We start from the raw sequence: 24,730 nt of genomic DNA, 5'->3' as shown, positions 1-24,730 counted from the left end.
ACTGCGTCAACCATTTGCTGCAAAAGAAAAAAGATACGGCAGTTCAGGCCTGCAGTATCTTCTTCAGCCGGAGAATATTCGTTTCGATTTCCCTGATCACTTCCCGGAAAAATGCATCAGATTTTCCGGTTGGATCCGGCAGATGCCAGTCTTCATCAAATGCTCTGCCAATATAGGGGCATCCATCTGTGCAGCCCATGGAAATGACTATATCCGGATCTGGAATATCCGCAATCAGCTTGGGATACTGCGCCTTTTCCATGTCAATACCATAGAGTTTCTTCATGATCCGCACTGCATCCGGATTCAGGTCAGCCTTCAGACTGGTACCGGCGGAATAACTGACAAAGACATCACTGGCAAGGTATCTGCCAAGTGCTTCGGCGATCTGGGAGCGGCAGGAATTATGAACACAGATAAACGCAACTTTTTTTAATGGATTCATACGTCAGCTTTCTCCTTCAATGTTCCGCATCAAAAGATGACTTTGTCTTATTTGCGATCCGCACCAGCATCAGCATGACCGGCACCTCAGTAAGAACACCAACTGTTGTTGCAAGAGCAGCCGGGCTCGCCGTTCCAAACAGAGCAACGGCAACGGCTACTGCCAGTTCAAAAAAATTCGAAGCGCCGATCAGTCCCGCCGGTGCTGCAATGTCATGCGGCAGTTTCAGCATTCTGGCGGCACCATAGGCAAGGAAGAAGATCAGGAAGGTCTGGATAGTAAGCGGTACCGCAATCAGAAGAATATGAAGTGGATTGGACAGGATCACATCTGCCTGGCAGCTGAAGATGATGATCAGCGTCAGCAAAAGACCGGCTGTTGTCGCATTGTCAAACTTGTGGATAAATGTATTGTTAAAATACGCTGTTCCTTTTTTCTTTGTAACGATCACTCTGGTCAGAATGCCGCCGGCAAGCGGGATCACGACAAACAGGAAAATACTGACAAACAGAATGCTGTAGGGCACCTGAACATGCGAAACCCCAAGCAGGAATTTCACGATCGGAACAAAGGCCACCAGAATGATGAGATCATTTGTGGCAACCTGAACAACCGTATAGGCGGGATTGCCATTGGTCAGTGTACTCCAGACAAAAACCATGGCTGTGCAGGGAGCCGCGCCAAGAAGAACGGCACCGGCAAGATACTGCTTTGCAAGTTCAGAAGAAATGAATGCGCGGAAGATCACAAACAGAAACAGCCAGGAGATGCCATACATGGTAAATGGCTTTACCAGCCAGTTCGTGATCCATGTAACGAACAGTCCCTTTGGATTTCTGCCAACCTGCCTGATGCTTTGAAAATCTACTTTCATCATCATTGGATAAATCATGATCCAGATCAGAATGGCAATCGGAATAGAAATGCCTGCGATCTGCAGTTTTCCAAGGACAGCCGGAACACCCGGAATAAAATGCCCAATGAGTACGCCTGTGATCATGCACAATAGCACCCACACGGTAAGATACCTCTGAAATGTACTGATTCCTTTATTTTGTGCTGTCATTACAATTCCCCCTTAATTTGATATATTTAAATGCATCAATTTATGAAGCATAATATACAGGCAGTCATTCCAGACTGCCCGCCCTCACTTCTTTTATTTTCCGCATCCGCAGGATACGCTGCTGTCCGTTTCACAATCACATCTGGCATACATGCCAATCATTTCCCGAAACGCTCTGACGCCCTTTTCGGAAATAGAATAATACATCCACTTTCCCTGTCTGCAGCAATTCACAAGCCCGCTGTCAGCCAGAATTATCATGTGATGAGAAAGCGTAGGCTGACTGATCTTCAGTCTGGCCAGCAGATCGCAGCCGCACATTTCGCCATGCTGAAGAACAAGCATGATGGCAAGACGGTTTTCATCCGCCAGAGCCTTTATTTTTCTGGCATCTTCCCTGCATCCCATACGATTCACTCTTTTCATCACACTGATATAATAGCTCTCACATTTATAACCGTCAATGTGTTGCAGGACTACTCAGATGCTTTCCCACCTGATATGCATTTTCAAGATCTTTTGGAAATTCATGCTCGTGAGCATATCGTTTGGCAGTTTCATCAAAAGAAGCCATGTCAAATTTTGAATAATCCGCAACCTGAAGTGTGTTATAGCATGGATGCAGCTCCACTGTCCCATTCAGCATCTTCAGCTCCGCAGCATACCCCTCAAAAGCATCCTTGTACATCCGGTCATAAAAAGGCTTGGTTGCATTCATGGCTACAAACATGCCAACATTTACCTTTCCGGTGAAATAGCAGTGATAATCATCGTATGACAATGCGCAGAAATGCAGACGCTCCATCAGTTCAAAATACCTGCTTGCCGGCCTGCCAAGATAGATGCATGTGCCAATAAGCAGCACATCCGAAGCAAAGATCTGATCAATGACTGGTGAAAGATCGTCCGGCCAGTAACAGTGGCATCTCTGAACACCTTTTCTCTTGCAGAGCATGCAGCTGCGGCATCCTGTAAAATTCAGATCATACAGATCAATATAAGTCACCTGGGCACCAGCATCTTCTGCTCCCTTTGCAGCCGATTTCAACAGTTTTGCTGTATTCCATGTTTTACGTGGACTCGCATTCAATACGATCGTTTTCATTTCATTCCCACTCAATATCTTCTTTTCAGTCCGGCTGCTGACCATCATGTGCTTTCCAGACGCAATCCATCAGCTTCATATCCGTAAACACAGCGGTAAAGCTTGACTCCTCCGGACTGCAGGCATAAATGCCAAAACGGATTCTGCCTGCACCTTCCCACATGTGGCATATGCGCATCTGTGAAAAATGCAAACCATCCTGCGAACATTCAATGCAATAGTCATCTTCCCGCCTGCTGAAACGGTACCACATTGTTTTGATATCTGAGGGAATTTCTGTTGTTGCCCAGTCTGAATAACCATGGTTTGTTACAACTGAGCCAAGATGCTGAAAGTGCTCGTTTTCATACTCCACCGAGCCCTTCAGCCAGTTTTCTGCATCCAGGTACATAACAATCCCACACTGGTCAAAGCGGTGATGGCTGCCATGGAAATCCGTCTTCACCACAAACGAAAAATACTTTTCTTCTGTCTCCGTCTGCAGCACAGGCGCATTATCATTTTGAAAATGATAGTACGTTCTCTGCCAAAGATCCGTATGCGGCTGCGTCGTAATTTCAATGCGGCCGGAATCAATACTGAAATCTGCAGGCTTCCTTATCCATTTCCATTTCAATGTCTCCATACTTTCCTCCCTGCTGTATTTCTGCCATGTCTGGCAGGCATACAGCCTCCTTACAAGAATGATTGTACCAGTCCATGCTCCCTGTATTATCTGAATATCATCTGATTAAACAGGTGATTGCTGAAATACTGTCGGTAAGCAGATGTCTTTTCCTTTCCCGCAGCCTTCATTTTTTCCATCTCAACATGTTCCTTTTCTGCCTGCTGCTGCATATCTCTGTCTTCCTGAAATCAGGAACAATGCTGATCCAGAAAAGCAGTCAGTCTCAGGAATGCTTTCCTGGCAACAGGATCTGTTCTTTCCCCGGTCACAAAGCAGTGCGGCATCTTTTTTCCATCTTCCACCAGCGGATCAGCAAGTTCATTTCTGTCATCACGCAAAAAGGATGCCGGCATGACTGGATGCACATCCAGAAACACCGGCATTCTTTGCCGATTGCTGATCAGATAAATCTTCCGGTCAGGCTTTGCGGACACTGACGGATTTCTTCGGGTGTACCGCATGCAGTCAGGCGGCCGCCTTCTTTGCCTCCTCCCGGTCCAAGATCAATAATATAGTCCGCATTTCTGATCACATCCAGGTCATGTTCAATGACAATTACGGTAGCACCATGGTTGATCAGTGTCTGGAAAACCTGCAGAAGCGTTCTGACATCCTGCGGATGAAGGCCGATCGTTGGTTCATCAAACACGAATACAGAATCACTCTGTCCTTTTCCCATTTCACTGGCAAGCTTGAGTCTTTGTGCTTCTCCGCCGGAAAGTCCCGGTGTCTCCTCACCGAGAGTCAGATAGCCAAGGCCAAGATCATGCAGAACCTGAAGCCTCTTCTGCAGTATTCTGAGACCGCCCAGTGCATGCAGCACCTGATCGACACTCATATTCATCAGTTCAGGCAGACTGTATTCTTTTCCATCTGCTGCCCGGCGGCGGATCGCATAGGCCTTCCGGCTGTACCGGGAGCCATGACAGTCCGGGCACGGGATTTTCACATCCGGAAGAAACTGTACATCCAGAGAAATTTCTCCTGTTCCATCGCATGTCGGACAGCGCAAACTGCCTGTGTTGTAGGAAAAATCCGCTGCCCGGCAGGATTGTTTCTTTGCGTCTTCCGTTTTTGCATAAATCTTTCTCAGTTCATCATGCACATTGGCATATGTTGCGACAGTTGATCTGACATTGATGCCGATCGGTGTGGCATCAATCAACTTGACCTGGCTGATTCCCTCTGCCTCAATATTCTTCACATGGTCAGGCAGCTTCTGCCCGCTGATTTTAGCCTTCAGAGCAGGCACAAGACTCTCAAGAACCATTGTTGTCTTGCCTGAGCCGGATACGCCTGTCACAACGGTCAGCCTTCCTTCAGGAATCTGGATATCCAAAGGATGAACCGTATGGATTTCACTTGTTTCCAGATGAATCGTGCCTTTGGCAAACATCCTGTCCCTGTCTGTGACAGGACGTATTCTTGCTTCATACCCATCACGCAGATATGGTCCGATTACAGATGAGGGATTGTCAGCAACATCGCTTACTGTGCCCTGACAGATCACCGTTCCGCCATCGGCACCCGCACCCTTTCCCATCTCAATCATCCAGTCAGCGTGTTTCAGAACCTGCGTGTCATGATCGACGATGACAACCGAATTGCCGTCTGCCTGCAGGTCATCCATGACGCCGAGCAGTCCTTTAAGATTGAAGGGATGCAGACCAATGGACGGTTCATCAAGAACATAGAGCACACCGGTTGTGCGGTTGCGCACAGCTCTTGCAAGCTGTACCCGCTGTCTTTCACCGGTAGACAGTGTCGAGGCAGCACGGTCGAGAGAAAGATAGCCAAGGCCAAGGTCCATCAGCCGCTTTGAAGCATCCAGGAAAGATTCACAGATATCTGCAGCCATAGGACGCATCTCTTCCGGCAGGGAAGAAGGAACACCCTCAACCCAGGGAATCAGTTCTGACAGCGTCATGGCAGATGCCTCAGCCAGAGAAATTCCCCGCAGCCGCGGTGCCCGGGCAGCCTCAGAAAGACGGGTGCCATGGCAGTCCGGACAGACATCCTCTGTCAGATACTTCTCAAGGCGCTTCATGCCTTTTTCATCCTTGACCTTGGCAAGAGCGTTCTTCACAGAATTCACGGCCGAATAATACGTAAAATCCATCTCTGCAGGTTCCAGCGTATTTGGGTTGACATAATGAATATGATGCTTTTTCATCTCGCCATGATAGACAATCTCTTTTTCTGCAGGAGTCAGATCACGGAACGGCACATTTGTTCTGACACCCATGGTGCGGACAATATCCTTCATCAATGACCACATCAGTGTTCCCCAGACCACTACTGCACCTTCATCAATTGTCTTTGAATCATCCGGGACAAGTGCAGCCTCATTTACTTTCTGAACAACACCGGTGCCATTGCAGGTTCCACATGCACCAGTACTGTTGAAAGCAAGATCTTCCGCACCAGGGCCATAGAATTTTGCGCCGCATACCGGGCAGGTAATTTCCTGCATTGCGGCAACTGCCAGGGATGGCGGACAGTAATGCCCGTTCGGACACCGGTGGCTTGCCAGACGGGAGAACATGAGACGCAGGCTGTTCAGCAGTTCGGACATGGTACCGAAGGTACTGCGAATGCCGGGAACACCCGGACGCTGACGAAGTGCCAGAGCAGCCGGCACATATCGTACTTCCTCTGCATCTGCCCGCTGTGCCTGGGTCATCCTCCGTCGCGTATACGTTGACAATGATTCCAGATAGCGCCGGGATCCCTCCGCATACAGGGTACCAAGTGCAAGAGAAGATTTCCCTGAACCGGAGACCCCTGCAATCGCAGTAATCTTTTGCAGCGGAATATCCACATCAACATGCTTCAGATTATGTACGTCTGCTCCTCTCACTTCGATATGATCAGGAAGTTTTTTCTGTTTTTCATCACCTGCTGTCATCGTTTGCTCCTTTCATCAATGCTTTGCAGACAGCCTGATAGAAAAGGAAGAATACGCATCATCATCCGGCATCTGGCTGTCCTGCAGAATATATTATCTTTGCAAAAGTATGATCACAAGCACTGTGTTCTGAAAGGAACAGGCAGAATGAACCTGGCATGTTCTCTCGCAGAACTGGCAGACCATCGTGCTTTGCGGACAAAAAATCCCATCACAGCGTGCTGCGTGATGAGATTTCCAGTTAGCGTATAATTATGACTTTACAGCTGATTTCATCTTATGGATGACAATCCTGCCTGCTCTGCGGACCGCATACGGCAGTACTTCCTTCATTGTATCTTCTGCAGGCACCATCTTTCTGGCTTCCGGATGCTCCAACACCAGATGGATGGCATCAAAGCGGCAGCGGGTCGTACATATGCCACAGCCAATGTTGTCAAAGCTTTTTACACCTGTCACACCGTTCCTACCCTTAGAACTTTATTGACAGGCCAGAGAGCCGCAGATTAGGCATTACGTCCACGGGTCTGATGACCAAGACAACGTAGTACTGTTAGCGTACATAGCGTGTACAACGGTACTCAGGCTAGTCAACCAAGGCTTTTACAAGCCTGCAGTTCTAGCTGCGGGTTGTTAACCTCTCAGTCAGAACAATTGATTTCGAGATTTCTGAAAAAGCCGTCAGTGCCAACATCAACATATAATCCGACGGTGCCTTTTGCATCTGCGCCATGTTTCAATCCATTCACTTCCAGCACTTTGATGCCATCAACAAAGAATGTTCCTTTTTCATCAGCAATCTCTGCTCTGATATGGCTCCATTTTCCCAGAGCAATTGTATCCACCCGGCCTTCATAGGCCGTGATTTCAAACTCACGGAAATAAGAAAATGTATAGCCAGGATAAGAGAAATACTGGCAGCCATGTTTCTTTCTGATGGGATCCGTACAGTCCCTCCCGTTTGTCGGCCGGATATAGAAAGATTCAAACTCACTGTTGTTTTCATTGGCACGGAACACAATTCCAATAAAGCCTCTTGCATATTCCGGTGCATCTGGCAGCAGTTTTCCGCAGACATCCACATCAATAGTACCGTTATGAAACACAAGGTTATTCACCTTCAGATATGTATTTTCATCAGGCAGCTGCTTATCGGCTTTACAGAGCTCAGCTATTCCTTCCGGAAAATATGAAGCTCTTGTATGCACTGCCGTAAATTGGTTTTCTTCGATTCTGTATTTCATCAGCTGATATTCTCCTATTCTCCTGTTTTGCTCTGTATAGCTTTACAGCAGCGCCTCAGGGTGTTCCAACAGCTTACCGCCGGCCTGGCAAGCCGGGCAGACACAGTATCTGCCGCCGGCTGCCTTTGCTTTTTCTGCCTGTTACAGCAGCGCCCCGACTCTGTCTGCACCAAAGATCTTTATCCCTTGTTCAGACCTGGCAAGTGCGATCAAATCTTCAATAGATGTAACATCTTCCTCAAGTTCCTTCAGCAGTTCCTTTGCTGCAGCTTTCTGTTGAGCTGTACCGATTGCCCTGAGATATGCCTCACCCGCAGCCTTTGCCTCCTTGCAGCAGGATGGTGCTGCCACCAATTTTCTGACTTCATCAATAGCTTCTTCTCTGGTCATCATCAAGCCTCCTCATCTGTCAGAAAATATAGCACATCGTTCAGAGCATGCACAGTTCTCCCGATACTCTGTATTTCATACAGTATCTTTTTTCTGATCACAGAGAAGATGGAGTTCACTCCACGATGGCATCCGGCTGCGCAGTGCATCAAAACATGGCATTCTGAAAGCAGAATTCTGTTTGCGCATCTCCTGAAAGCATTCATCCAGATACTGCATTTCACCCACAGCATTGCGGCAGTGATCCGTCACAGCCAGTTCTCCCAGCTTTGTTCTGGCGGCAATCCACATGCATAAGGTCAGCATCGCTCCCCGTATGCCTTCCAGGTTCTTCTCATCCCCTTCCGGCCGGATCTGCATACCGATGGACTTCTGAAAGCCATAGGCTTCTTTGCCTGCCTGCAGGTAATCTCTGATATCAGCCAAACTGCTATGGCACAGATCGCAGTGAAAGGAATAGGCAAGATATGCAATCGGAAGCACAAAAGCAGCATGACAGGCATACCAGCTCTCCATATCATCCATGAAGACAAGCTTCATATCCGAATCCTGAAACAGCAACAGGAAAAAGTTCTTCTCCCGGTTATCCATTTCCTTTTTCAGATGTCCGACCGTCATCTGTGGTTTGCCAAAAGTGACAGCTTCCGTATCATCCTCATGCCGCCGGCCGGCACTGATCTGAAAGCCAAACAGAATCTTCTCTGCCTCCACTCCCAGCTCCTGCAGCTTTTCCTGCATTTGTGCACTCTGCAGATTATTTCCCGTCAGCACCAGGTATGCACAACGGATACCAGCCAGTGTTTCCAGCATTTTCTCCTGCTGCTGGTTCTGCATGATCGAAAAGACAACATCATAAAAAGCGCCATCATACTGGGACAGTACCCTGGGATGCTCTGTCCATTCCTTTCTGCCGCAGCGGATCCGCAGTCCCTTTTCCTGCAGCACCTGCCTCCAGTGCCCTCTTGCAATGACGGTGACATCATTTCCTGCCTTGCACAGCTCATGCACCGTCAGCGATCCAATGACACCGACGCCATATACCAGAACCTTCATCTTTCGTATCCTCTTATGCTCTGTTTCCCTGCGATATCAGATATCCATCCGATTTAAATATTCATTCTGCACAGTTAATTGCTGCTCATACGCGAAATGTTTGCCATAGCTAACTATTCTGAGTTTAGGCGTGAATGGAATCTGTGTCAAATCATTTTCGGAATCGCAAATAGCCAAAGCCGCAGTACCGCAGCTGAAGCCTTGCATGATACGCGATCCGGTATCACCAGAATAATCCGGGCATTGGAAAATGAGCTCGTTTATGAAGTATTCTTCCGCAGCATGCATGATGTCACTCTTAATAACACAGAATTTGATGATCGCCTGGTTAGAAAGCTCATCAGTCAGATCACCGTTTTCTCCAGCCACTTCACCGTGGAATTCAAATCCGGCATCATGATCGATATCGAAGCATAAAACAAGGCTCCCTTACTACCGATGACGGCAGTTTGGAAGCCGGATTTTCCTTTTAAATCCCTGTTATTATTTTATTTTTGCAAACACATCACCAATATCCCCATTGATACAGATGCTCCTGTTTGCAATTTCGCCCGGACAAAACGCCTCGCCATAATTGATACAAGCATACACTGACTTTTCATTTGCAAGTGTCATTTGCCAGAATGGATACTTCACAATGACGGGTGTGTTGGCCCCCACGCCAAGTTCCAGGTAAAGCACTTGAAGGTGCTCATGTCTGCGCAGGAAGTCCGCATATGCAGCAGACGCTCTGTGCCACCCTTCATCCTCGACAAAGGAATCATCTGCGCGAAGATTCATGGTCACATCAGATCCTTCATCCGGACATTTCGGAATGAGTGATGATGGAATCTTCATTTTCAGTTCACCACTTTCAGGAACCTGAAACAATCCATTCTCGTCCCTTATGAACCCCTGGACCTCCATTGCTTTCATTACCCATTCTTCATTATCATAGGTTTTCTGCATGGATGAGTTAACGCTCTGGAAAAGTCCATAGTCTCCCTGGGTGTAGAACAGACGCTTTTTATCAAAGCCTGCTCTCTGAAACTGATGATCTACATTTGTTGTAACAACAAAATAATCCTTATCTTTCACAAGTGAGAGCAGTTGCTGATAGACAGGCTTCGGCGCATCAATATATCGGTTGAAATAGATATGCCTTGCCCACCATGCCCAGCGTGTTTCTTCGTCAGGAAAGGGATAGAACCCGCCGGAATACATATCACGGATGTGATATTTCCTTGCAAAGTCAAAGAAGTATCTTTCAAATCGCTCTCCACTATAGGTCAGTCCGGCAGACGTGGAAAGGCCAGCCCCCGCTCCGATCACGACTGCATCTGCTGCTTCGATCTCTTTCTTTAATCTGGCAATTTGTTCCTCCTTGGAACCTGTTGACAATGACATGTTTCTGCTGAAATGCCGCACCGCACTGAGTCCCTTCTGAATGCTCTCCTGATATCCATTCGGCATTTCATCGTATAAGTTCGTCATAGTATTTTTTGTCCTCATCTTTAAAAACATTAAAGATCACTCTTTCCATACTGCCCGGATGCTGCAAGAGCCATCTGTCCACGGTGCTGACGGCAATCTGAGCTGCACGCTTGTTTGGAAAATGGAATACTCCAGTGGAGATGCAGCAGAACGCCACGCTTTTCAAATCCTGATCAAGACACATATCCAAGGTATTCAGGTAGCAGTCCGCCAGATTCTTTTCAAGTTCCGGCGTCAGCTCATTTTGCACAATCGGGCCTACGATATGAATTACCTTTTTCGCAGGAAGATTATAGGCATCCGTCAGCATTGGAACAGCCGTCGGCTGCTCGTAATCCTGTCCATACCTGCTGCGCAGCTGATCCATCTGCCGGTTGCACTCCGCCCGGAGCTGGACTCCGGCAAAGGTGTGAATGCAGTTCCCGGCTCTTGTCGGAGGTCGACAGATGTGTATGTATGGTTTCCTGAGCAGGATTTATCTGCTCCTGATTCATACATAAATCGACCTTCAGAACCCCTGTGCCAGTAAACGGTATGTAACCAGCTGTATCAAAGAAGCTGGTGTAGTCTTCTTTGATACAACCTTTCAGAAATATGTGGGCAACCGGTTCTTCGTCTTCGTAGACGACATAGACTCTCTCAACGACTGCCTGAATCATCGATACCAGTTCTTCCGGTGTAGCCGTCTTCCACGATTCTTTGAACTCTAGCAGTTTCTTTTTGACCTGTGAGAGGTCCTCGATGCTCTGGGAATTGTCATCGCGCTCTGCTTCCAGCCGTGCCAGTATTTCTTCTTTACGACGAAGGTCAGCGGACATCGCTGTCACATCTTCCTGAATGAATTTCTTCAGAACATCATCCGCACCACGCAGGTTCCGGACCTGCGCTGCAATGTCTGCTTTGATCTTCTCGACATCCTTCTTTGTCTCCTGATACTCGCGTTCCGCGGCATCTGATCTGGAAAGCTCCCGAATCCTTGCTTCAATCATCTTGAAGTAGGTATCCTTCTGCTCGTCAACCAGAGAAGAAAGCTGTCTAACGACCTGATCGTCCAGCTTTACGCCGTCCACAGCCAGAAAGTCGCATTCCTTTTTCCGGAATCCGGGGCAGACATATTTGAAGCGCGGCCTTCCTCTGGTCCAACGTCCGGGCTCTGATACGACATTCAGTCTCTTACCGCATTTCGGGCAGATCATCAATCCGGCAAGCAAGGCATTTGTCTTGCGGTGCGGACGATTGTACTGTTCCTCAATGGCCAGCATCAGATCCTGTGCGGCGATCCAGTCTTCCGATGAAATAAAAGGCTCATGCTTTCCAACCGATACGATCCACTCATTCAAAGGTTTCCGGAAACAGAGCTGCGTGAACTTGGGGTTGAAGAACGTTGAGTCTTCACGTTCATCTTTTACGTGATCGGTTTTATTATAACCGCTCAGCCCGTGTTTGCCATCGAAATCCTCGATGTTTCCCGCAACATTTGCTCCGTTATCTAGGAAATATTGATAGGAATTCTGATCGGCGGTGCAGTATACCGGATTATGCAGGATATCGCTGATTGCCCGCAACCGGTATGGTAGTCCGTTCTTTGTCGTGTAGCCGTTCTCATTCAGATAATCCTTAGTCTGGTTATAGGACCGTGTCTCCAGGAACTTCTTAAAGATCAGCTGAATCAGTTCTTTCTGTTCCGGGATCGTGACAAGAAAGCTGATGGCGCTTTTGTTTTTGCCGCTGCCGATGGCGACCCGCTCTTTATCAAATCCGGTCGGTGTCTGACCTCCCATCCAGCGTCCATCCTTGGAAAGCTCCATCAGGTTGTCCTGGATACGTTCCGTCAGGATGTCACGTTCAAATTCCGCGATGATCGCAAGGACCTGAATGATAATCTTGGATGTGCTGATCTGTGTATTGATGTTATTGGAGCAGACAAGAAGAATGACATCATTCTTCTCAAGATACTCCAGTAATCTCATCAGATCGGAAGTCTTACGGCTGATACGATCCAGCTTATAACAGGCAACCGCTCTGATCTTGCCGGCATCGATATCATGCAGCATTCTCTGAAAATCCGGTCGATCGGCATAATAGCCGCTTAAACCTTTGTCACTGTACTGAGCAAATTCATAATCCTCCGGCAGCTTCAGCTGATTGATTGCAAAATCAGCGCTCTGCTTCATCTGAACGCCGATACTGTCACCTTTATTTGTGATGACTGATTTTCTGGTGTAGATGGCTACCTTTCGGGTATCTTCACCCATGATGGCAGTCCGTCGTCTTCTCATTTCGCATTACCTCCTTCGACTAGAGGCATGAACGCCTCCGCAGCTGTCAGGCGGCTTTCTTTCCTGAAGGGCTATCCTTCTGCCATTCAGCGAGAAGGGCCTTCAGCTGTGCCGGCTGCCAGTCTTCAATGATCTTTGTCGCAAGATCAGCTCTTTTCTGAACAAGGAGCCTGATGTACGGTTCGCTTTCTGCTCCTGTGTGTATAATGGCCTGCATTTCATACCTCCATTCAACAGAACAGGCGGAGGTATGATTGCCTACCTGCCGCCAGTTTATTTCGTATTGATTGATTTGTTGAGGATGTCGATCCGGAAATTCGGGATGTCTCTTTCAGGAAGCATCATCATATTCCGGACCGTTCTCAATGCCGAGACTTCTCTTAATACCCTTGTCTACCAGGTTCATCTGTAAGGGTGATAACTTTCCGATATAGCGATGCAGACGGGACTTATCGATGGTCCGGATCTGCTCCAGAGCAACAATCGATGGTCTTTTCAGATCACCGGCATGTCGAATATAGATGTGAGTAGGAAGATCGATCCGTTTGATCTCCTTGGTCATCGGCGCAACAATCAGCGTCGGACTGTACAGATTTCCAAGGTTATTCTGCAGAACCAGGACCGGACGGATCCCGCCCTGTTCTGCTCCTTGATAAGGATTCAAGTTCGCTATGTAAATATCGCCCCTGTGGCATACCCAGCCGGAGGATATTCGCTGTTTCATCTCAACTACGTTTCCCATTGGGATCCTCCTGTTTCGTATAAAGTGTCCGGATCCGTGTCAAAGAAACAGCACGGATCCAAACTCTAGAATCTTTTGGTTTGAATACTTTTTGATCTCTTTTTGCAGAATATGCTGCTGCCGCAGCATCACAGGCATCTCAGCCTCCGGCGGTTCGTCACCGGCCGCACCCACAGCTTTCGGAGTTATTCCTTTCACACAAGCCATAGCCATACGGGAGTATCATTGTGGGCTGAGGGATCATCGCTGCAGTTTTTGCAGGAAACTGCTGCAGGAACCTGATGTTGATCGCTCGCCCTTACGGGGTCATGGCGCCATCAGCCTGCCGGCTCATCCTCAGCGTAACGTTTCGGGTCTGCTCTGACCGCAACTGGTTCTGAAGCGGTATTTGTCAAGGAGCATTAAGCAGCAGTGACACGATGTGATACTGTCTGCTTATGCTCAAATTCTAAGTTCTGCTTTCTTTTGGTTCATCGGCGCGACCTGCCTAAGATTATGGTGCCGTGCGCCATTCAGCGAATCTTACCGCAAAGCATCTTCAATTCTACTGAGATGCGCATCAATTCTTGCCGGATGGCTTGATTATTCCCCGCTTCTCCGAGAATCAGATAATCCAGACTGACGTCAAAGTACTGAGCAATTTCAATGAGAATATCGATAGAGAAGCCGTGCCTGGGTTCTCCACGCTCTGCCCTATATAGATGATCGCGGCTGCAGTTGACAGCATCAGCCAGTTGATCCAGGCTGAGCTGACGGCCGATACGGAGTTCATGGACTCTTTGGCCTATCTCTTTTTGATTGAAATTCATAATAAAAACTCCCTTGGATTCAGATTGCAATCGCGATTACGATTACAAGCCTACTCCAGGGGAGTCGCATCTATGGTCGCTTAGCCGGTCGCATAAAAGTCGCATGCAGATATTGGGTCACTGCAAGGTCGCAAAACCGGTCGCATTCAGGTCGCAAGAAGAAACGCAGTCCTTACGGCTACTTTTTGCCTTCCTGAAGATCCTTCAGGAGCATCTGATAATCATCTTCCTCCAAAACCTTTTCTGCATTCTTCTGGTTGCGAGAAGCCAGCGTTGTCAAATCTCTGGCCTTAAGCGAACGGATCAGCCAGTAATAAAGCCATCTGGAATCCGGGATGTATTTCAATGCAAGAAGTGCCTGCTCCTCGCATCGACAGTAATCCTTCTGATCATAGAGAAGCTTGCAGAGCTGAATCGAAACATCCAGGTATTTCTTTGTATAGTGCATCGCTGTTGGTAGAAGCCACATCTCCGATGAAATTTCCGGAAGCATGTATCCTTTGTATAACTTTGCTGCCTGGCGGAGCAGGAATGTCTTCCTCGTTATATCCTTCTCGCTTCTTGCTTCTTTCAACAAGGAATCAAAGAACATGCAGTCTGTTGAAACATGCAGAGCGGGATCCAGTCGATAGCCAGAGGATGTTGTAACAATCAGCTTGCTGCCCTGATCGAAGAGACCACCGAAACTCTTGCGGAAATGATAAATCAAGTGCTTGATCTTATTGGCACCATCCACAGAATTTTCATTTGGATAAAGTTCCTGGGCAAGTCTGGTTGATGTAACAGCTTTCTTCGGGTGCAGTGCCATATAGGCAAGGATTCTCTCGATTCCCGTCTTACTGATTTTTTCTTCGCTGATTGTTCCGTAATAACTGGAGATAGTCATGTCGCCCAGCATAGTGATGATGACATCATTCTTCTCACGGATTCCTTCACTCATGATCTGGTTCTGATTTGCCAGCATCAGTCGAATATCATTCGTTTCGGCCGCAACAATGTAAGATGTCATGACCAGTGGCGTCAGCTGGAAGAAATACCGCTTCGGATTACGGACAATCAGGAAACCTGTCGATCCCTTGTAATATGGCACACCCAGAACACTTTGCACTTCAAGCCGTTTATAATTTACATATTCCTCCGGATCCTGGTCTTTCACTGCCTCGACATCTTCTACAATCACCGGATGATTGCTGGTTAATGCTTCCACCCAGTGTACGTAATTAGACGGCAGCTCAAATTCATGGAAAAGCGTCGGTGCTTGGAATCCCGCTGTTGCATCTACCCACCATACCGGCGTCCAGATGCCAACTTCCAGGTCTGCATTGATCGCACCACACCAGTCCGCATCATAATACGTGAGCAGCATCCGCATGCATTTCTCCAATACTCTCTCCGGATATCCGTCTTCCAGCAAAATTGTCTGAACCGATTCCAACGCAGTACTGGAGTCACGCAGATAAGCGATAAATTCTTCATCGCTTTTGAATTTGTCCCGGTGCATTTCAAGCACCATCATGGACTGATCTGATTTTCCGTTAATTTTCATAATACTTTCCTCCGATTTATATGTAACGGAAAAAGCGCAGAGCCGCTGATTATGGCGGTCCTGCGCTTGAATTTTGTATTAGGCCGCCTCATTGCGGTCTGCCGTATGCTGATTCGAACACTTAGTCCATGTCTTGTTTTTCTATGCTGTCCAATATATTCAACGCAAAATCCCTTTTTGCTTCTGGAAGACGAGATATCCGAACATAGAGATTGTCTGTTCTGTCGACTGGTACTCCTCTGAATAGATAATCCATTGAATATTCAGGAAACTCGCGACAGATATTGAAGGCCACTTCCGGAGATAAACGTCTTACACCTTTTTCGATGTTTCTGACGTGCTTGCCTCCAACACCAATACGTGATCCGAAGTCATCGCGGGATAAACGTGCATTGTTTCGAATCATAAGCACACGCTGACCGACTGCTTTAAAATCAATTTCAGATTCTGCATGCATGTCGATCACCTCCCGCCTGTTCGTCTACTAGGAGTATAGAATTTACGCCTCGTTGGCGGGACTACCGTGATGATCCCCAATTTTACTTCTACTTGAAGTAATTGAATTTTAATCTTTTCCAAAGAAAAAGCCCGGAGCGTAGGCTTTCTGCACCGACGCTTCGAGCTATGTAACGCCCATTCATATGCGAAGAATGGTCTTAAAAATTTTTACTCCTCATGTTCATGTATCTCCTCCTAATCAATAGACACTTTTTGTTTCCATTGTCACGACATCGATATTTTTCAAATTATTTAATACCGACCGCGATCTCATTTCCGAATGTGCTCAATGTAAAATTCTCGTTTTGTAGCAATTGCTCTCGAGTGATTGTATATTTGAATGGAAAGTAACTATATATATTGTTCAGTTCCTCAGCAGATCTGTATGCGCTCTCCTCTATACTCATCATTGTGTAAAGCATAAAGCTACTAATGTCAGGCTGCTTAACATCCTGACGAATGATCTCGTACTGGCCTTTGGTAGATTTTAAGGCCCCCATCGCCTTCATCGTTGCAAAAATTTTATCCGTGGAATGAAAGATTGCGGACCTTTCACCCCATTCGTCGTACATCTTCTGCTTTACCTGAGTCAAAGTAAATTCATCTTGAAATTCAGCCAGTTTTCCGATAATAAACGTTATATCCTTAAATACCGGATACACGCTTAACATCAAAGCCCAATAGATCGCGGTTCGATCTTCTGGATATTTTGCAAGAAGCTCCAAACCATCCTCGCGGATTTTCTCTGATGTCGGATTCTCATAGTAAAGAATGTGGAGAAGAATTTCCCTCGTCTTCCGAATGTTTATTGGACTTGTTATTTCAAAGCTCAAATATTCATTAAGCTGATTTTTTAAATCCTCATATACCAAACCTTGCTGCATAAGTTCGTACGTCTTATTTAGCCAAGGCAACTTAATATTTCTTGATAAACCTACCATTTTAGCCATTGTTTTCACCTGCCTTGATCTCGATAAAAGGGACAACTACTTCGTCTAGCGTAATTCCCCCGTGACTCATGACACGCATGCCCTTCGCATCTAGGGATTCTCCACATTCACAGATCAGATAATTCAGCTCTTTGTTCAGATAATATTTGGGAAATTCGATTAGAGAATATTTCTCTTTTAACTGATCCTGGTTTGCATAATCCTTCAAGACAATCATGCGATGACTTTTTGTCTCAGTTTCAACACCTGTGCCTTTCAAAAGCCCTGCGCCAATGCATTCCGTGTTTCCATGATCTGCCGAAATATATACATCAAATCCTTTGCGAATCAGTCTTCTCGTCAATTCCGCAAGTTTTCCTTGTCCGGCTAAAAGCTTCATATCCTGATACATGCCGGGCATTCCTTGTTTCTGACCATGCACCATATCATCACAGTCATTTATGATTACGCAACAGCACTTTGAGAATGTTTCCGGTTCAAAGTCATAACCTCTGCCATACTGAATCTGCTGGTCTTTATACCCCAAATTCTTCACACATTGTGTGAATTCCTGCTTCTCCTTCTCCTGTTTCCATGGATTGATAAGTTCACGCGGATACTTTCCGGCAACCAAGCATTGTCTGGAAACAGAAGTAATTGTCGGCACCATAGCCATTGCTGCGGATCTTGAGTAATGAATACCTTCAAAAGATTCTGACAGCACATCCCAGTCAAACTCACTCATTCCGTCCATTACCACCAGTGCGAACTTCTTACTTTTCGCGCTCATGTAATCCATGGCCTTGCTGACAAGGACTGGTGTATGCCAGTCAATTTCGCCGGACAGCTTTCCAAAATTCTGAATAACAAATGTCTCAAAAATCCGGTTCAGTTCCGACGAATCAAAATCCAGCTGATATTGGCAGGAAAGTATGTCAATCCTTGCTTTGCCTTCCGCTATCTTCATCCAGTCTTTATAGTTGCAGCCACGTTTGGCTAATGAGAGAAGCTGCGCATAGGACTCACGGACTACATTTATGGCATTATCCGCTACATATACTTTCTTACTCAAAAAATCCTCGGTTCTGCTCTTGCTGCGCTGGTCCTCATAATTTTTCACATAAGCTTCTGAAAGCAAATTCAGATCCAATGATTTCTGATCGCGCAATGCATCGCTGTTAAGCTTCGGAAACAGTTTTTCAAAGGACAGCTGATAGCAGTGTAGGCGTCTGCTTACGTCATATGGCACGTATTTTCGTTCTTCCAATAGAACTACAATCTTCTTATCCTGATCTAACAGCTCATCATATGAATTCAGTCGGAAAGATAGATCATCCAAATAAGGAATAATATGGAACCCATTTCTCAGAAAGACATCCGTGCATGAAGCAGCAAAGCCGATGCCGGAATAATCTTCTATTAACAATTTATGATCCCAGTTTGCCGCCGACTGCTCATACACATAGTCTCCAAACACGGATTACGCCTCCAATCTAACAAGCAGCATCAGGTTGAACTCCGGATATAATCGCTGTCCTTCTTGATGCTTACGTTCAATATCCTGCCCTTCTTCGTGCAGTTTTTTCAGACGAGCAATGCGAATATTATCGATCCCGATATGCTGCGCTGCTTCTGTGCGAAGTGACAGAGCATATTTATATTTTCTGTAATTCTCTTCCTCCCGCTTAATCTGCTTATCCTTCAATGCCAAGAAGCTTTCATAAGCAAAATTCATGCTCAATTTCTGCAGCTGCCCATATACTTCTTCAGATACATTAGGCACTTGTTTGACCGTCAGCCTGGAGCTTGGGTTCAGGAAAACATCCATGATTCGCTGGCCAGCCATCGGCCGCAGCACAAAATCATCATTCACAAATATCGGCAGGATCCTCTGCGCATCTTCAGCATCGGTGACAGATAACTCCCAAAGCATGAAATAACCTTCCTCATTCGGAAAATCCTTGATCGACACTGACATCAGCTCCGAGAAGTGATTCTGTCGGATATTCTTTCGGATATGCTCTGTGAAAACATCATCATTGATTGAAAGACGATCCAAGATCAGTTTAGGATCTTCGCCGCGCCATGCATCATAGTATGTAATCGTCATCCGGAGTGCTGCTTCCACATCGAAGTTGGACTCTTTGCCGACAAGCTGCGACAGATCCTTATCTTCTTTTATGATGTCCTTATATTTCTGTGCATTGGCAACCTGCTCTTTTACCTCATGCTCAACCGGATACAGATTCTTATCGATGTTGTACGGTTTTGCAATCGAGTGCATGTATACATCGGTGTAGTCTACTTCAGCCACTTCGCTGTCAAGAACATCTGAGTATTTATTGACACCCATCTCTTCCAGGATAACTGAGAGCTTTTCTTCAAGTACCTGGCGGACACGATTCTCCACTGTATCCTCAATAATGAAGTTATAAATTTCAACATCTCGTTTCTGTCCGATACGATCTACACGACCGCATCTCTGCTCAATCTTCATCGGATTCCATGGGAGATCATAGTTGATGACAATATTCGAAAACTGCAGGTTAAGGCCTTCACCGCCCGCATCGGTTGAAATGAAAATATTTGTTTTCTCACGGAACTCCTGCAGAGCCAGATTCCGGTCTTCTATGCTCATCTGACCATTCAAGATCGATACTGTATACCCACGCTTTTCCAGGATACCTTTCAGATACTCCTGCGTCGCAACAAATTCTGTAAAAATGATGATCTTCTGGTTTGCATCTTGCGTTAAAAGTTTATCAATCAATTCCGTCAGTTCTTCAATTTTTACATCTGGATACTGATATTCCGCCTGCTTTGCAATTTCAATTATCTCTTCAAGCTCGCTGATCTCTTCTTTCACGTCCAGTGAAACAGCCTGAAGAGCATCTTCAGATCCATCTTCTATATCAAGTTCTGCAAAATCTTCCTCGGTCATATTGCTGAGTTTCGTTTCCTGGTTCAGCAAGACCTGCAGCCGGCGCATCAGGCTCTTTTTCACCGCAGTCGTTGAGCTTGTCACCATCCTCTGCATAATAATCAGCAGGAAGATGAGTGTCATGTTCTTCTTTCTGTTGCGGAGCGCTTTATTATATGTCTGACGGACATATGCCGTTACACGTTCATATAATTCTCTCTGACAAGTATGCCTTTCATCCCAATTCAGGACGACCAGATGCGTCTCACGGTTCTTAAAGAGGCGATTTCCGTTGTTATCGATAGCTTCACGCTTCTCGGTGCGAATTAAGAACGGTGCAACCTGTTCTTTTACAACAGATTTCGCATTCGGGAAGGCATCTTCATCCAGCAAACGGACCAACCGCAGAAACGGTTCAGTTTTGCCATTATGCGGCGTGGCCGTCAACAAAAGCAAATACGGGCTTGCCTGGGATAGCAAATACCCAAGTTTATACCTGGCGACTTCACCGCTGGATCCAGCAACTCTATGAGCCTCATCAATGATAATCAGATCCCAGCCACTGTTAATGATCGAGTAAATGCGTTCCTCGTTATACTTCTCAACACGTTCATCCGTCCATCCAGCTCTCTTTTCAATTGGCTTGATGGAATCCATAGGAGATATCACCTGATCAAACTGACCATATACGTCATCGTTATCTGTGAGTCTGCGAATTGTGTCATAGTCCGAGGGAAGTATCACATTGAACTTCTCATGAAACTTCTCCTGCATCTCGGTCGACCATTGTGTAACCAAGCCGGTCGGGCAGACAACTAAAATCCGGTTGATCAGCCCTCTCGTCTTCATTTCCTTAATAACCATGCCGGCTTCAATCGTCTTTCCAAGACCAACTTCGTCTGCAAGAATATAGCGAACGTTGTTAGTTGACATGGCACGGTTTAATACATGAAGCTGATGAGGCAAGGGAATGATTCCGCTAGAAAGAGATGAAAGAATTCCCCCGGCGGTTTCATTCTTTATTTTCGACAATAATGTTACATACCGGAGATAGTTTTCGTCATAACGCACTGAATCTCCAGTTTTCGATAACTGATCCTCTGATGCCCGATACACCTTGCCGGTTGATGAATTGAATACTTTATAGGAGACATAGCCCCAGATTTCATTTTTTTCGAGTATCCGCACATTAGCTGCGGCGGTTCGGTCATAAACCACATCTCCTATATCGAACATTCATCGTCACCTCTCCATATCGTTTTATTAGTTCTTCGGCTTCTTATTTATTTCATTTTCCGCTTTTGTAGGCACCGAAGGAGTATGAACAGATTTCATCGGATTATTATCTGCTCCTTGAGATTCTCCATTCTTATTTTTTTCTTCTGACATCTGTTATACCTCTCGATATATTTTCACTGTTATCTCCGGATCGCTGCTCTGTTGTAGGAACCGGTGGAGTATGAACGGAACTCATTGGATTCTGAGAATGTGGCTCCGAATTGCCAGCATTTGTCGTTTGGTTTTCTGACATAATTAGTCCTCATAATATTTTACAGAGTGCCACAATGTAACAAATTACGATTGCCGCTACAGAGGCTAGGAAAAATCCCATTGATAAGCGGATAAAAATTACTCTTTCATCGTTGGCTTTTGCAGTACTTTCCTGTATTTCGCCAACCACATCTACCCATTGTTTCAGCTGCTGCGATTCTTTAAGTGTATCTTGCCAATTATCCGATACGAACTTTTCTAGATCCGAAACATTTTGAGGAGCCTTCTTCTTTATCCTGCGTTGAGCGATTGAAGCCATCACCAAGCTTACCAGAAGCAAACCCACCATAATTGACACAGAGATGAAGAGAAAATTCATGGTCAACACACCTCTGTGTTCAATTACAATTGGAAGCGCCATGAAAACGGCAGCCGTCATGAAAGAGAATGCAGTCTGCATATGACTGGACTGCTGAATGAGAGAATCTTCTCTTCTCAACTCTCCATCATATTTCAACTGAGCTAACTCTTTTACATGTTTGTACAACGACACAGCTTGCTTTTCTTGCTCAGCCAGCCGAACATTCTCCGCCTCAGCATCGGATAAATCACTTGTCTCTTTAACACTATCGCTCAATGTCTTATACCCTACTTAAACTGATGTCATAGTACATCAAGAGATTTGGGTCTTCCTGAATCGTTGCCTCCGGAAGCCGCTCCGCTATTGCAACGATGTTCTTATAATCCTTTTCCTTCCAAAGCTTTGAGAAACCTGCTCTTATCGCCTCGGAACGGAATACTTTCAGCTTACCTTTACCTCCCAAATAAGATTCAAATTCCTTCAGCAAGCTCTTCTGACGGAGCTTCTCAACATCACCAGCTTTACGAATATCCGGAATATACCACTTACCTTCCTCGTCCTGAAGAAAGTTTTCATTTAACAAATCAATTAGTTCCGGCATTTTCTCAGTGCGGAGCTGATGAAGCTCTTGTAGATACTTAGGTTGAAGTTCTGCATATGTTTTTGGATCGTTCAATTCATAATTAAGCCACTGAATAGCTCCTCTTTCATCTTGGATTGCAAACGCCTCTTGAACATTTTCGAGTTCCATAAATGATCTTTTTTGATCATACTCATTTACTTGATCTGGCAAAAAGTACATTCCATCTCGCATTAAATAATGATCATTTAATCCTAAATAGAAGGCATTTGCATCCATCGGTACCGCAACCCCATTCATGACATGCCATGCAACCATTCGATCATATAACAAATATCCTTGTCGTTCTGGCACTATATCTATTTTGCCATCATGGTCTCCATCCGGAGCTACTGGTAAATTACGCAAGTGTTGGGTCACAAACGCCCATACTGCTTCATCACTACCGGCTTTTAACTTAAACTCTTCAGTAAAAGTTTCTACAGGTTTATATGCTGAAATAATCAAGTCCTGCTTGACTGCAGTAGTAGTTGTCACTTGTTTGAAACTTCCTTGCTTCTTATCAAGTGTCCTTACATCTGCAATAATAAAACCAGCTCTTTGCAATCCCTCTTGGATACTGTTCCAAACAGCATTTTTTGAATTATGAAATTCAACTGTCATCCATCGGCCAGGTTTTAAAATTCTTTGAAATTCCACGAAGCAATCGGTCATCAATTCTTGATAATCACTCAATTCCTTCTGCTGGGTTTTATTGATTATTGCCTCATCACTATTATTAGTTGTAACCTTTAACCATGCTTCCCAAATATAGCTCAACTCAGAATAATTGATGTTCGCTCCGAATGGTGGATCAGTAAAAATGTAATCAATGCTATTATTGGGAATATTTTTCAGCGAAGTTGATGATGCTGTATTGCACATAGCTCCATTAAAACTTGACGTAGAAGCATAAACTTTTGTGAAATCTTCTACTTTCCCCTTGAATGCACGTATTACATTTGATTCTGCAACAAGAGAGGCCACATATAACGTTCCATTTAGTGGCCCATTGCCTCTGTTTCCCATGTTGTACCGCACTAATTTTGAGCTCAGCGTGGGGTTCATTGCCTGAAATGCTATTCGAACCCTTGATGAACCAATAGCTTTATTCAAATATGAAAGTACATAAAGGTTCCTTTTTGTATAAAACTCTTCTACATATTGCAAATTATGTGACATCAACGGTTGTTGCGTATTATCCCCATTAGGCATTTTGTTTTTTGGATACCAATAAGGGATTGCCATCGAGTTTATTTTTTCTATATTCTCCAGGTCCTCAGCATCGGGTATTTTTGTATATTTTTTTCCACCATAAGTATAATTGATAAGAACCGGAACCTGCTTACCAATCCATTTTATATCCGAACTTATTGACGATTGTATATACTCTTTAGCATGCTCACATTCTTTTTTTTCTAAAACAGCTCCGCAATTGTCACATTTGAATTTATCAAGGACCTTAGATTGAACAGGATCGTATGCAGCCTTATAAAAAACTATTTCTTTTCCGCAATGTGGGCAAATGAAAACATCAGACCAGACTACATAATTTATTTCACCATATAAGTCACCTTTAAAAAATGAATTGTTCTCAATTGGATGTCTAGTTTTATATACCCACCCACATTCCTTTTCACATGACGCTATAATTTCAGATGCTTCCTTATGGAATTCATATGGATTGATTTTCGTATTATAGCTATATGTTATATATTGTGCCGCAGGAGAAAGATCTGAAAGAATTGAAAGTCGTTCTCCAACCTTGGCTTTAGGCATTAGCTGCTTTACGGCACTTTCTTGACCGCACATCTGTGCAGCAATCCCAGTCATACCACTTCCCGCGAATCCATCGAAAACAATATCCCCTGGCTCAGTATAATGAAGGATATACCGCATAATAGCTTTATAAGGCACTTTAGTATGATAAGAATGAGCGGTATAAATTGCATCACTCTTTCCTTCACTTACATCACTTGCGAATGGTTCTCTATGATAGTCATCTGTTTTTTCATCGTAAGGGTGTCCATTTTCTTCGATAAACTCTCCAATGAATGGATTTGGGCATGCAGTATAGTATGGTGCATCTGAGAGAGCAATAATATCTTCATCCGTTCCGATCGGGAAACCATCAATATCTCTGACTTTATCGATGTCCTCTTTTGTTAATTTCCTCTTTTCCATA

The 24,730-nt window shown here is 45.3% G+C and carries 26 protein-coding genes; 1 reads left to right on the top strand and 25 read right to left on the bottom strand.

What is annotated here, in order from left to right; translation table 11 throughout:
• Positions 1-43: 43 nt before the first annotated feature.
• The 11 genes from DHU66_RS10985 to DHU66_RS10935 all read right to left on the bottom strand — a co-directional run bounded on the left by DHU66_RS10985 (position 44) and on the right by DHU66_RS10935 (position 8,878).
• Entirely contained in the window at positions 44-445 is a 402-nt protein-coding gene (locus DHU66_RS10985; protein ID WP_108775997.1) for an arsenate reductase ArsC, read from the bottom strand.
• A gap of 16 nt (positions 446-461) precedes the next feature.
• Complete coding sequence (gene arsB, locus DHU66_RS10980; RefSeq protein ID WP_108775996.1) at positions 462-1,511, bottom strand: ACR3 family arsenite efflux transporter; 1,050 nt, start codon at positions 1,509-1,511, stop codon at positions 462-464.
• A gap of 93 nt (positions 1,512-1,604) precedes the next feature.
• Positions 1,605-1,937 carry an ArsR/SmtB family transcription factor gene (locus DHU66_RS10975; RefSeq protein ID WP_245309541.1) on the bottom strand — a complete coding sequence of 111 codons (333 nt, stop codon included), beginning with the start codon at positions 1,935-1,937 and terminating at the stop codon, positions 1,605-1,607.
• Positions 1,938-1,971: 34 nt separating this feature from the next.
• Positions 1,972-2,616, bottom strand: a complete 645-nt coding sequence (locus tag DHU66_RS10970; protein WP_108776153.1) for a flavodoxin family protein — start codon at positions 2,614-2,616, stop codon at positions 1,972-1,974.
• Positions 2,617-2,641: 25 nt separating this feature from the next.
• A complete protein-coding gene (locus DHU66_RS10965) occupies positions 2,642-3,241 on the bottom strand; it encodes a DUF1349 domain-containing protein (protein ID WP_108775994.1) in 600 nt (199 codons plus the stop codon).
• Between the two features lie 230 nt (positions 3,242-3,471).
• Positions 3,472-3,666, bottom strand: a complete 195-nt coding sequence (locus DHU66_RS10960) for a hypothetical protein (protein WP_108775993.1) — start codon at positions 3,664-3,666, stop codon at positions 3,472-3,474.
• Between the two features lie 17 nt (positions 3,667-3,683).
• Positions 3,684-6,191: an excinuclease ABC subunit UvrA gene (locus DHU66_RS10955; protein ID WP_108775992.1), complete on the bottom strand. Its 2,508-nt coding sequence runs from the start codon at positions 6,189-6,191 to the stop codon at positions 3,684-3,686.
• A 252-nt stretch (positions 6,192-6,443) separates the two neighbouring features.
• Positions 6,444-6,650, bottom strand: coding sequence for a hypothetical protein (locus DHU66_RS10950; protein ID WP_108775991.1), 207 nt, complete (start codon positions 6,648-6,650; stop codon positions 6,444-6,446).
• Positions 6,651-6,832: 182 nt separating this feature from the next.
• Positions 6,833-7,435: a hypothetical protein gene (locus DHU66_RS10945; RefSeq protein ID WP_108775990.1), complete on the bottom strand. Its 603-nt coding sequence runs from the start codon at positions 7,433-7,435 to the stop codon at positions 6,833-6,835.
• Between the two features lie 141 nt (positions 7,436-7,576).
• Entirely contained in the window at positions 7,577-7,825 is a 249-nt protein-coding gene (locus tag DHU66_RS10940; protein ID WP_209451819.1) for a hypothetical protein, read from the bottom strand.
• 75 nt (positions 7,826-7,900) lie between these two features.
• On the bottom strand, positions 7,901-8,878 hold the full coding sequence (locus DHU66_RS10935) for a ketopantoate reductase family protein (protein ID WP_108775989.1): 978 nt from the start codon (positions 8,876-8,878) through the stop codon (positions 7,901-7,903).
• Between the two features lie 96 nt (positions 8,879-8,974).
• On the opposite strand from DHU66_RS10935, the gene DHU66_RS12715 reads away from it, so the two are divergent.
• Positions 8,975-9,295, top strand: coding sequence for a LysR family transcriptional regulator (locus DHU66_RS12715; protein ID WP_135358362.1), 321 nt, complete (start codon positions 8,975-8,977; stop codon positions 9,293-9,295).
• 66 nt (positions 9,296-9,361) lie between these two features.
• On the opposite strand, the gene DHU66_RS10925 is transcribed toward DHU66_RS12715, so the two are convergent.
• The 14 genes from DHU66_RS10925 to DHU66_RS10870 all read right to left on the bottom strand — a co-directional run bounded on the left by DHU66_RS10925 (position 9,362) and on the right by DHU66_RS10870 (position 24,729).
• Positions 9,362-10,351: an SIR2 family NAD-dependent protein deacylase gene (locus tag DHU66_RS10925; protein WP_108775987.1), complete on the bottom strand. Its 990-nt coding sequence runs from the start codon at positions 10,349-10,351 to the stop codon at positions 9,362-9,364.
• Positions 10,332-10,718, bottom strand: coding sequence for a macro domain-containing protein (locus tag DHU66_RS10920; RefSeq protein WP_245309538.1), 387 nt, complete (start codon positions 10,716-10,718; stop codon positions 10,332-10,334). The genes DHU66_RS10925 and DHU66_RS10920 overlap by 20 nt, the downstream gene beginning before the upstream one ends.
• Positions 10,642-12,630 carry a recombinase family protein gene (locus tag DHU66_RS10915; protein ID WP_108775986.1) on the bottom strand — a complete coding sequence of 663 codons (1,989 nt, stop codon included), beginning with the start codon at positions 12,628-12,630 and terminating at the stop codon, positions 10,642-10,644. Before DHU66_RS10915 ends, DHU66_RS10920 begins: the two co-directional genes overlap by 77 nt.
• 331 nt (positions 12,631-12,961) lie before the next feature.
• Positions 12,962-13,372 carry a type II toxin-antitoxin system PemK/MazF family toxin gene (locus DHU66_RS10910; protein ID WP_245309534.1) on the bottom strand — a complete coding sequence of 137 codons (411 nt, stop codon included), beginning with the start codon at positions 13,370-13,372 and terminating at the stop codon, positions 12,962-12,964.
• 39 nt (positions 13,373-13,411) lie between these two features.
• Positions 13,412-13,579, bottom strand: coding sequence for a hypothetical protein (locus tag DHU66_RS12275; protein WP_167836370.1), 168 nt, complete (start codon positions 13,577-13,579; stop codon positions 13,412-13,414).
• A 305-nt stretch (positions 13,580-13,884) separates the two neighbouring features.
• The gene (locus DHU66_RS10905; protein WP_108775985.1) at positions 13,885-14,181 is read right to left on the bottom strand and encodes a helix-turn-helix domain-containing protein; all 297 of its coding nucleotides are present in this window, start codon (positions 14,179-14,181) and stop codon (positions 13,885-13,887) included.
• 178 nt (positions 14,182-14,359) lie between these two features.
• Positions 14,360-15,727 carry an AfsR/SARP family transcriptional regulator gene (locus DHU66_RS10900; protein ID WP_108775984.1) on the bottom strand — a complete coding sequence of 456 codons (1,368 nt, stop codon included), beginning with the start codon at positions 15,725-15,727 and terminating at the stop codon, positions 14,360-14,362.
• A gap of 121 nt (positions 15,728-15,848) precedes the next feature.
• Complete coding sequence (locus DHU66_RS10895; protein ID WP_108775983.1) at positions 15,849-16,184, bottom strand: helix-turn-helix transcriptional regulator; 336 nt, start codon at positions 16,182-16,184, stop codon at positions 15,849-15,851.
• Between the two features lie 289 nt (positions 16,185-16,473).
• Complete coding sequence (locus tag DHU66_RS10890) at positions 16,474-17,175, bottom strand: hypothetical protein (protein ID WP_108775982.1); 702 nt, start codon at positions 17,173-17,175, stop codon at positions 16,474-16,476.
• On the bottom strand, positions 17,168-18,631 hold the full coding sequence (locus DHU66_RS10885; RefSeq protein ID WP_108775981.1) for a PglZ domain-containing protein: 1,464 nt from the start codon (positions 18,629-18,631) through the stop codon (positions 17,168-17,170). The genes DHU66_RS10890 and DHU66_RS10885 overlap by 8 nt, the downstream gene beginning before the upstream one ends.
• A gap of 3 nt (positions 18,632-18,634) precedes the next feature.
• Positions 18,635-21,310, bottom strand: coding sequence for a DEAD/DEAH box helicase (locus DHU66_RS10880; protein WP_108775980.1), 2,676 nt, complete (start codon positions 21,308-21,310; stop codon positions 18,635-18,637).
• 27 nt (positions 21,311-21,337) lie between these two features.
• Positions 21,338-21,463 carry a hypothetical protein gene (locus DHU66_RS12560; protein WP_280952647.1) on the bottom strand — a complete coding sequence of 42 codons (126 nt, stop codon included), beginning with the start codon at positions 21,461-21,463 and terminating at the stop codon, positions 21,338-21,340.
• Positions 21,464-21,614: 151 nt separating this feature from the next.
• Positions 21,615-22,202: a hypothetical protein gene (locus DHU66_RS10875; protein ID WP_108775979.1), complete on the bottom strand. Its 588-nt coding sequence runs from the start codon at positions 22,200-22,202 to the stop codon at positions 21,615-21,617.
• Positions 22,203-22,206: 4 nt separating this feature from the next.
• A complete protein-coding gene (locus tag DHU66_RS10870) occupies positions 22,207-24,729 on the bottom strand; it encodes a DNA methyltransferase (RefSeq protein ID WP_108775978.1) in 2,523 nt (840 codons plus the stop codon).
• Between the last annotated feature and the right edge of the window lies 1 nt (position 24,730).

Source organism: Lactimicrobium massiliense (assembly GCF_900343155.1).
Lineage (GTDB): Bacteria > Bacillota_I > Bacilli_A > Erysipelotrichales > Erysipelotrichaceae > Bulleidia > Bulleidia massiliensis.
The sequence above is the reverse complement of the archived record's forward strand: the minus strand, read 5'-3'. Positions and strand labels throughout refer to the sequence as shown.

Bases quoted from the DNA above. Each gene is read 5' to 3' on its own strand.
- DHU66_RS10985 (WP_108775997.1), bottom strand. From the start codon at position 445: ATGAATCCATTAAAAAAAGTTGCGTTTATCTGTGTTCATAATTCCTGC.
- arsB (WP_108775996.1), bottom strand. From the start codon at position 1,511: ATGACAGCACAAAATAAAGGAATCAGTACATTTCAGAGGTATCTTACC.
- DHU66_RS10975 (WP_245309541.1), bottom strand. From the start codon at position 1,937: ATGAAAAGAGTGAATCGTATGGGATGCAGGGAAGATGCCAGAAAAATA.
- DHU66_RS10970 (WP_108776153.1), bottom strand. From the start codon at position 2,616: ATGAAAACGATCGTATTGAATGCGAGTCCACGTAAAACATGGAATACA.
- DHU66_RS10965 (WP_108775994.1), bottom strand. From the start codon at position 3,241: ATGGAGACATTGAAATGGAAATGGATAAGGAAGCCTGCAGATTTCAGT.
- DHU66_RS10960 (WP_108775993.1), bottom strand. From the start codon at position 3,666: ATGCCGGTGTTTCTGGATGTGCATCCAGTCATGCCGGCATCCTTTTTG.
- DHU66_RS10955 (WP_108775992.1), bottom strand. From the start codon at position 6,191: ATGACAGCAGGTGATGAAAAACAGAAAAAACTTCCTGATCATATCGAA.
- DHU66_RS10945 (WP_108775990.1), bottom strand. From the start codon at position 7,435: ATGAAATACAGAATCGAAGAAAACCAATTTACGGCAGTGCATACAAGA.
- DHU66_RS10940 (WP_209451819.1), bottom strand. From the start codon at position 7,825: ATGACCAGAGAAGAAGCTATTGATGAAGTCAGAAAATTGGTGGCAGCA.
- DHU66_RS10935 (WP_108775989.1), bottom strand. From the start codon at position 8,878: ATGAAGGTTCTGGTATATGGCGTCGGTGTCATTGGATCGCTGACGGTG.
- DHU66_RS12715 (WP_135358362.1), top strand. From the start codon at position 8,975: ATGTTTGCCATAGCTAACTATTCTGAGTTTAGGCGTGAATGGAATCTG.
- DHU66_RS10925 (WP_108775987.1), bottom strand. From the start codon at position 10,351: ATGACGAACTTATACGATGAAATGCCGAATGGATATCAGGAGAGCATT.
- DHU66_RS10920 (WP_245309538.1), bottom strand. From the start codon at position 10,718: ATGGATCAGCTGCGCAGCAGGTATGGACAGGATTACGAGCAGCCGACG.
- DHU66_RS10915 (WP_108775986.1), bottom strand. From the start codon at position 12,630: ATGAGAAGACGACGGACTGCCATCATGGGTGAAGATACCCGAAAGGTA.
- DHU66_RS10910 (WP_245309534.1), bottom strand. From the start codon at position 13,372: ATGGGAAACGTAGTTGAGATGAAACAGCGAATATCCTCCGGCTGGGTA.
- DHU66_RS12275 (WP_167836370.1), bottom strand. From the start codon at position 13,579: ATGGCTTGTGTGAAAGGAATAACTCCGAAAGCTGTGGGTGCGGCCGGT.
- DHU66_RS10905 (WP_108775985.1), bottom strand. From the start codon at position 14,181: ATGAATTTCAATCAAAAAGAGATAGGCCAAAGAGTCCATGAACTCCGT.
- DHU66_RS10900 (WP_108775984.1), bottom strand. From the start codon at position 15,727: ATGAAAATTAACGGAAAATCAGATCAGTCCATGATGGTGCTTGAAATG.
- DHU66_RS10895 (WP_108775983.1), bottom strand. From the start codon at position 16,184: ATGCATGCAGAATCTGAAATTGATTTTAAAGCAGTCGGTCAGCGTGTG.
- DHU66_RS10890 (WP_108775982.1), bottom strand. From the start codon at position 17,175: ATGGCTAAAATGGTAGGTTTATCAAGAAATATTAAGTTGCCTTGGCTA.
- DHU66_RS10880 (WP_108775980.1), bottom strand. From the start codon at position 21,310: ATGTTCGATATAGGAGATGTGGTTTATGACCGAACCGCCGCAGCTAAT.
- DHU66_RS12560 (WP_280952647.1), bottom strand. From the start codon at position 21,463: ATGTCAGAAGAAAAAAATAAGAATGGAGAATCTCAAGGAGCAGATAAT.
- DHU66_RS10870 (WP_108775978.1), bottom strand. From the start codon at position 24,729: ATGGAAAAGAGGAAATTAACAAAAGAGGACATCGATAAAGTCAGAGAT.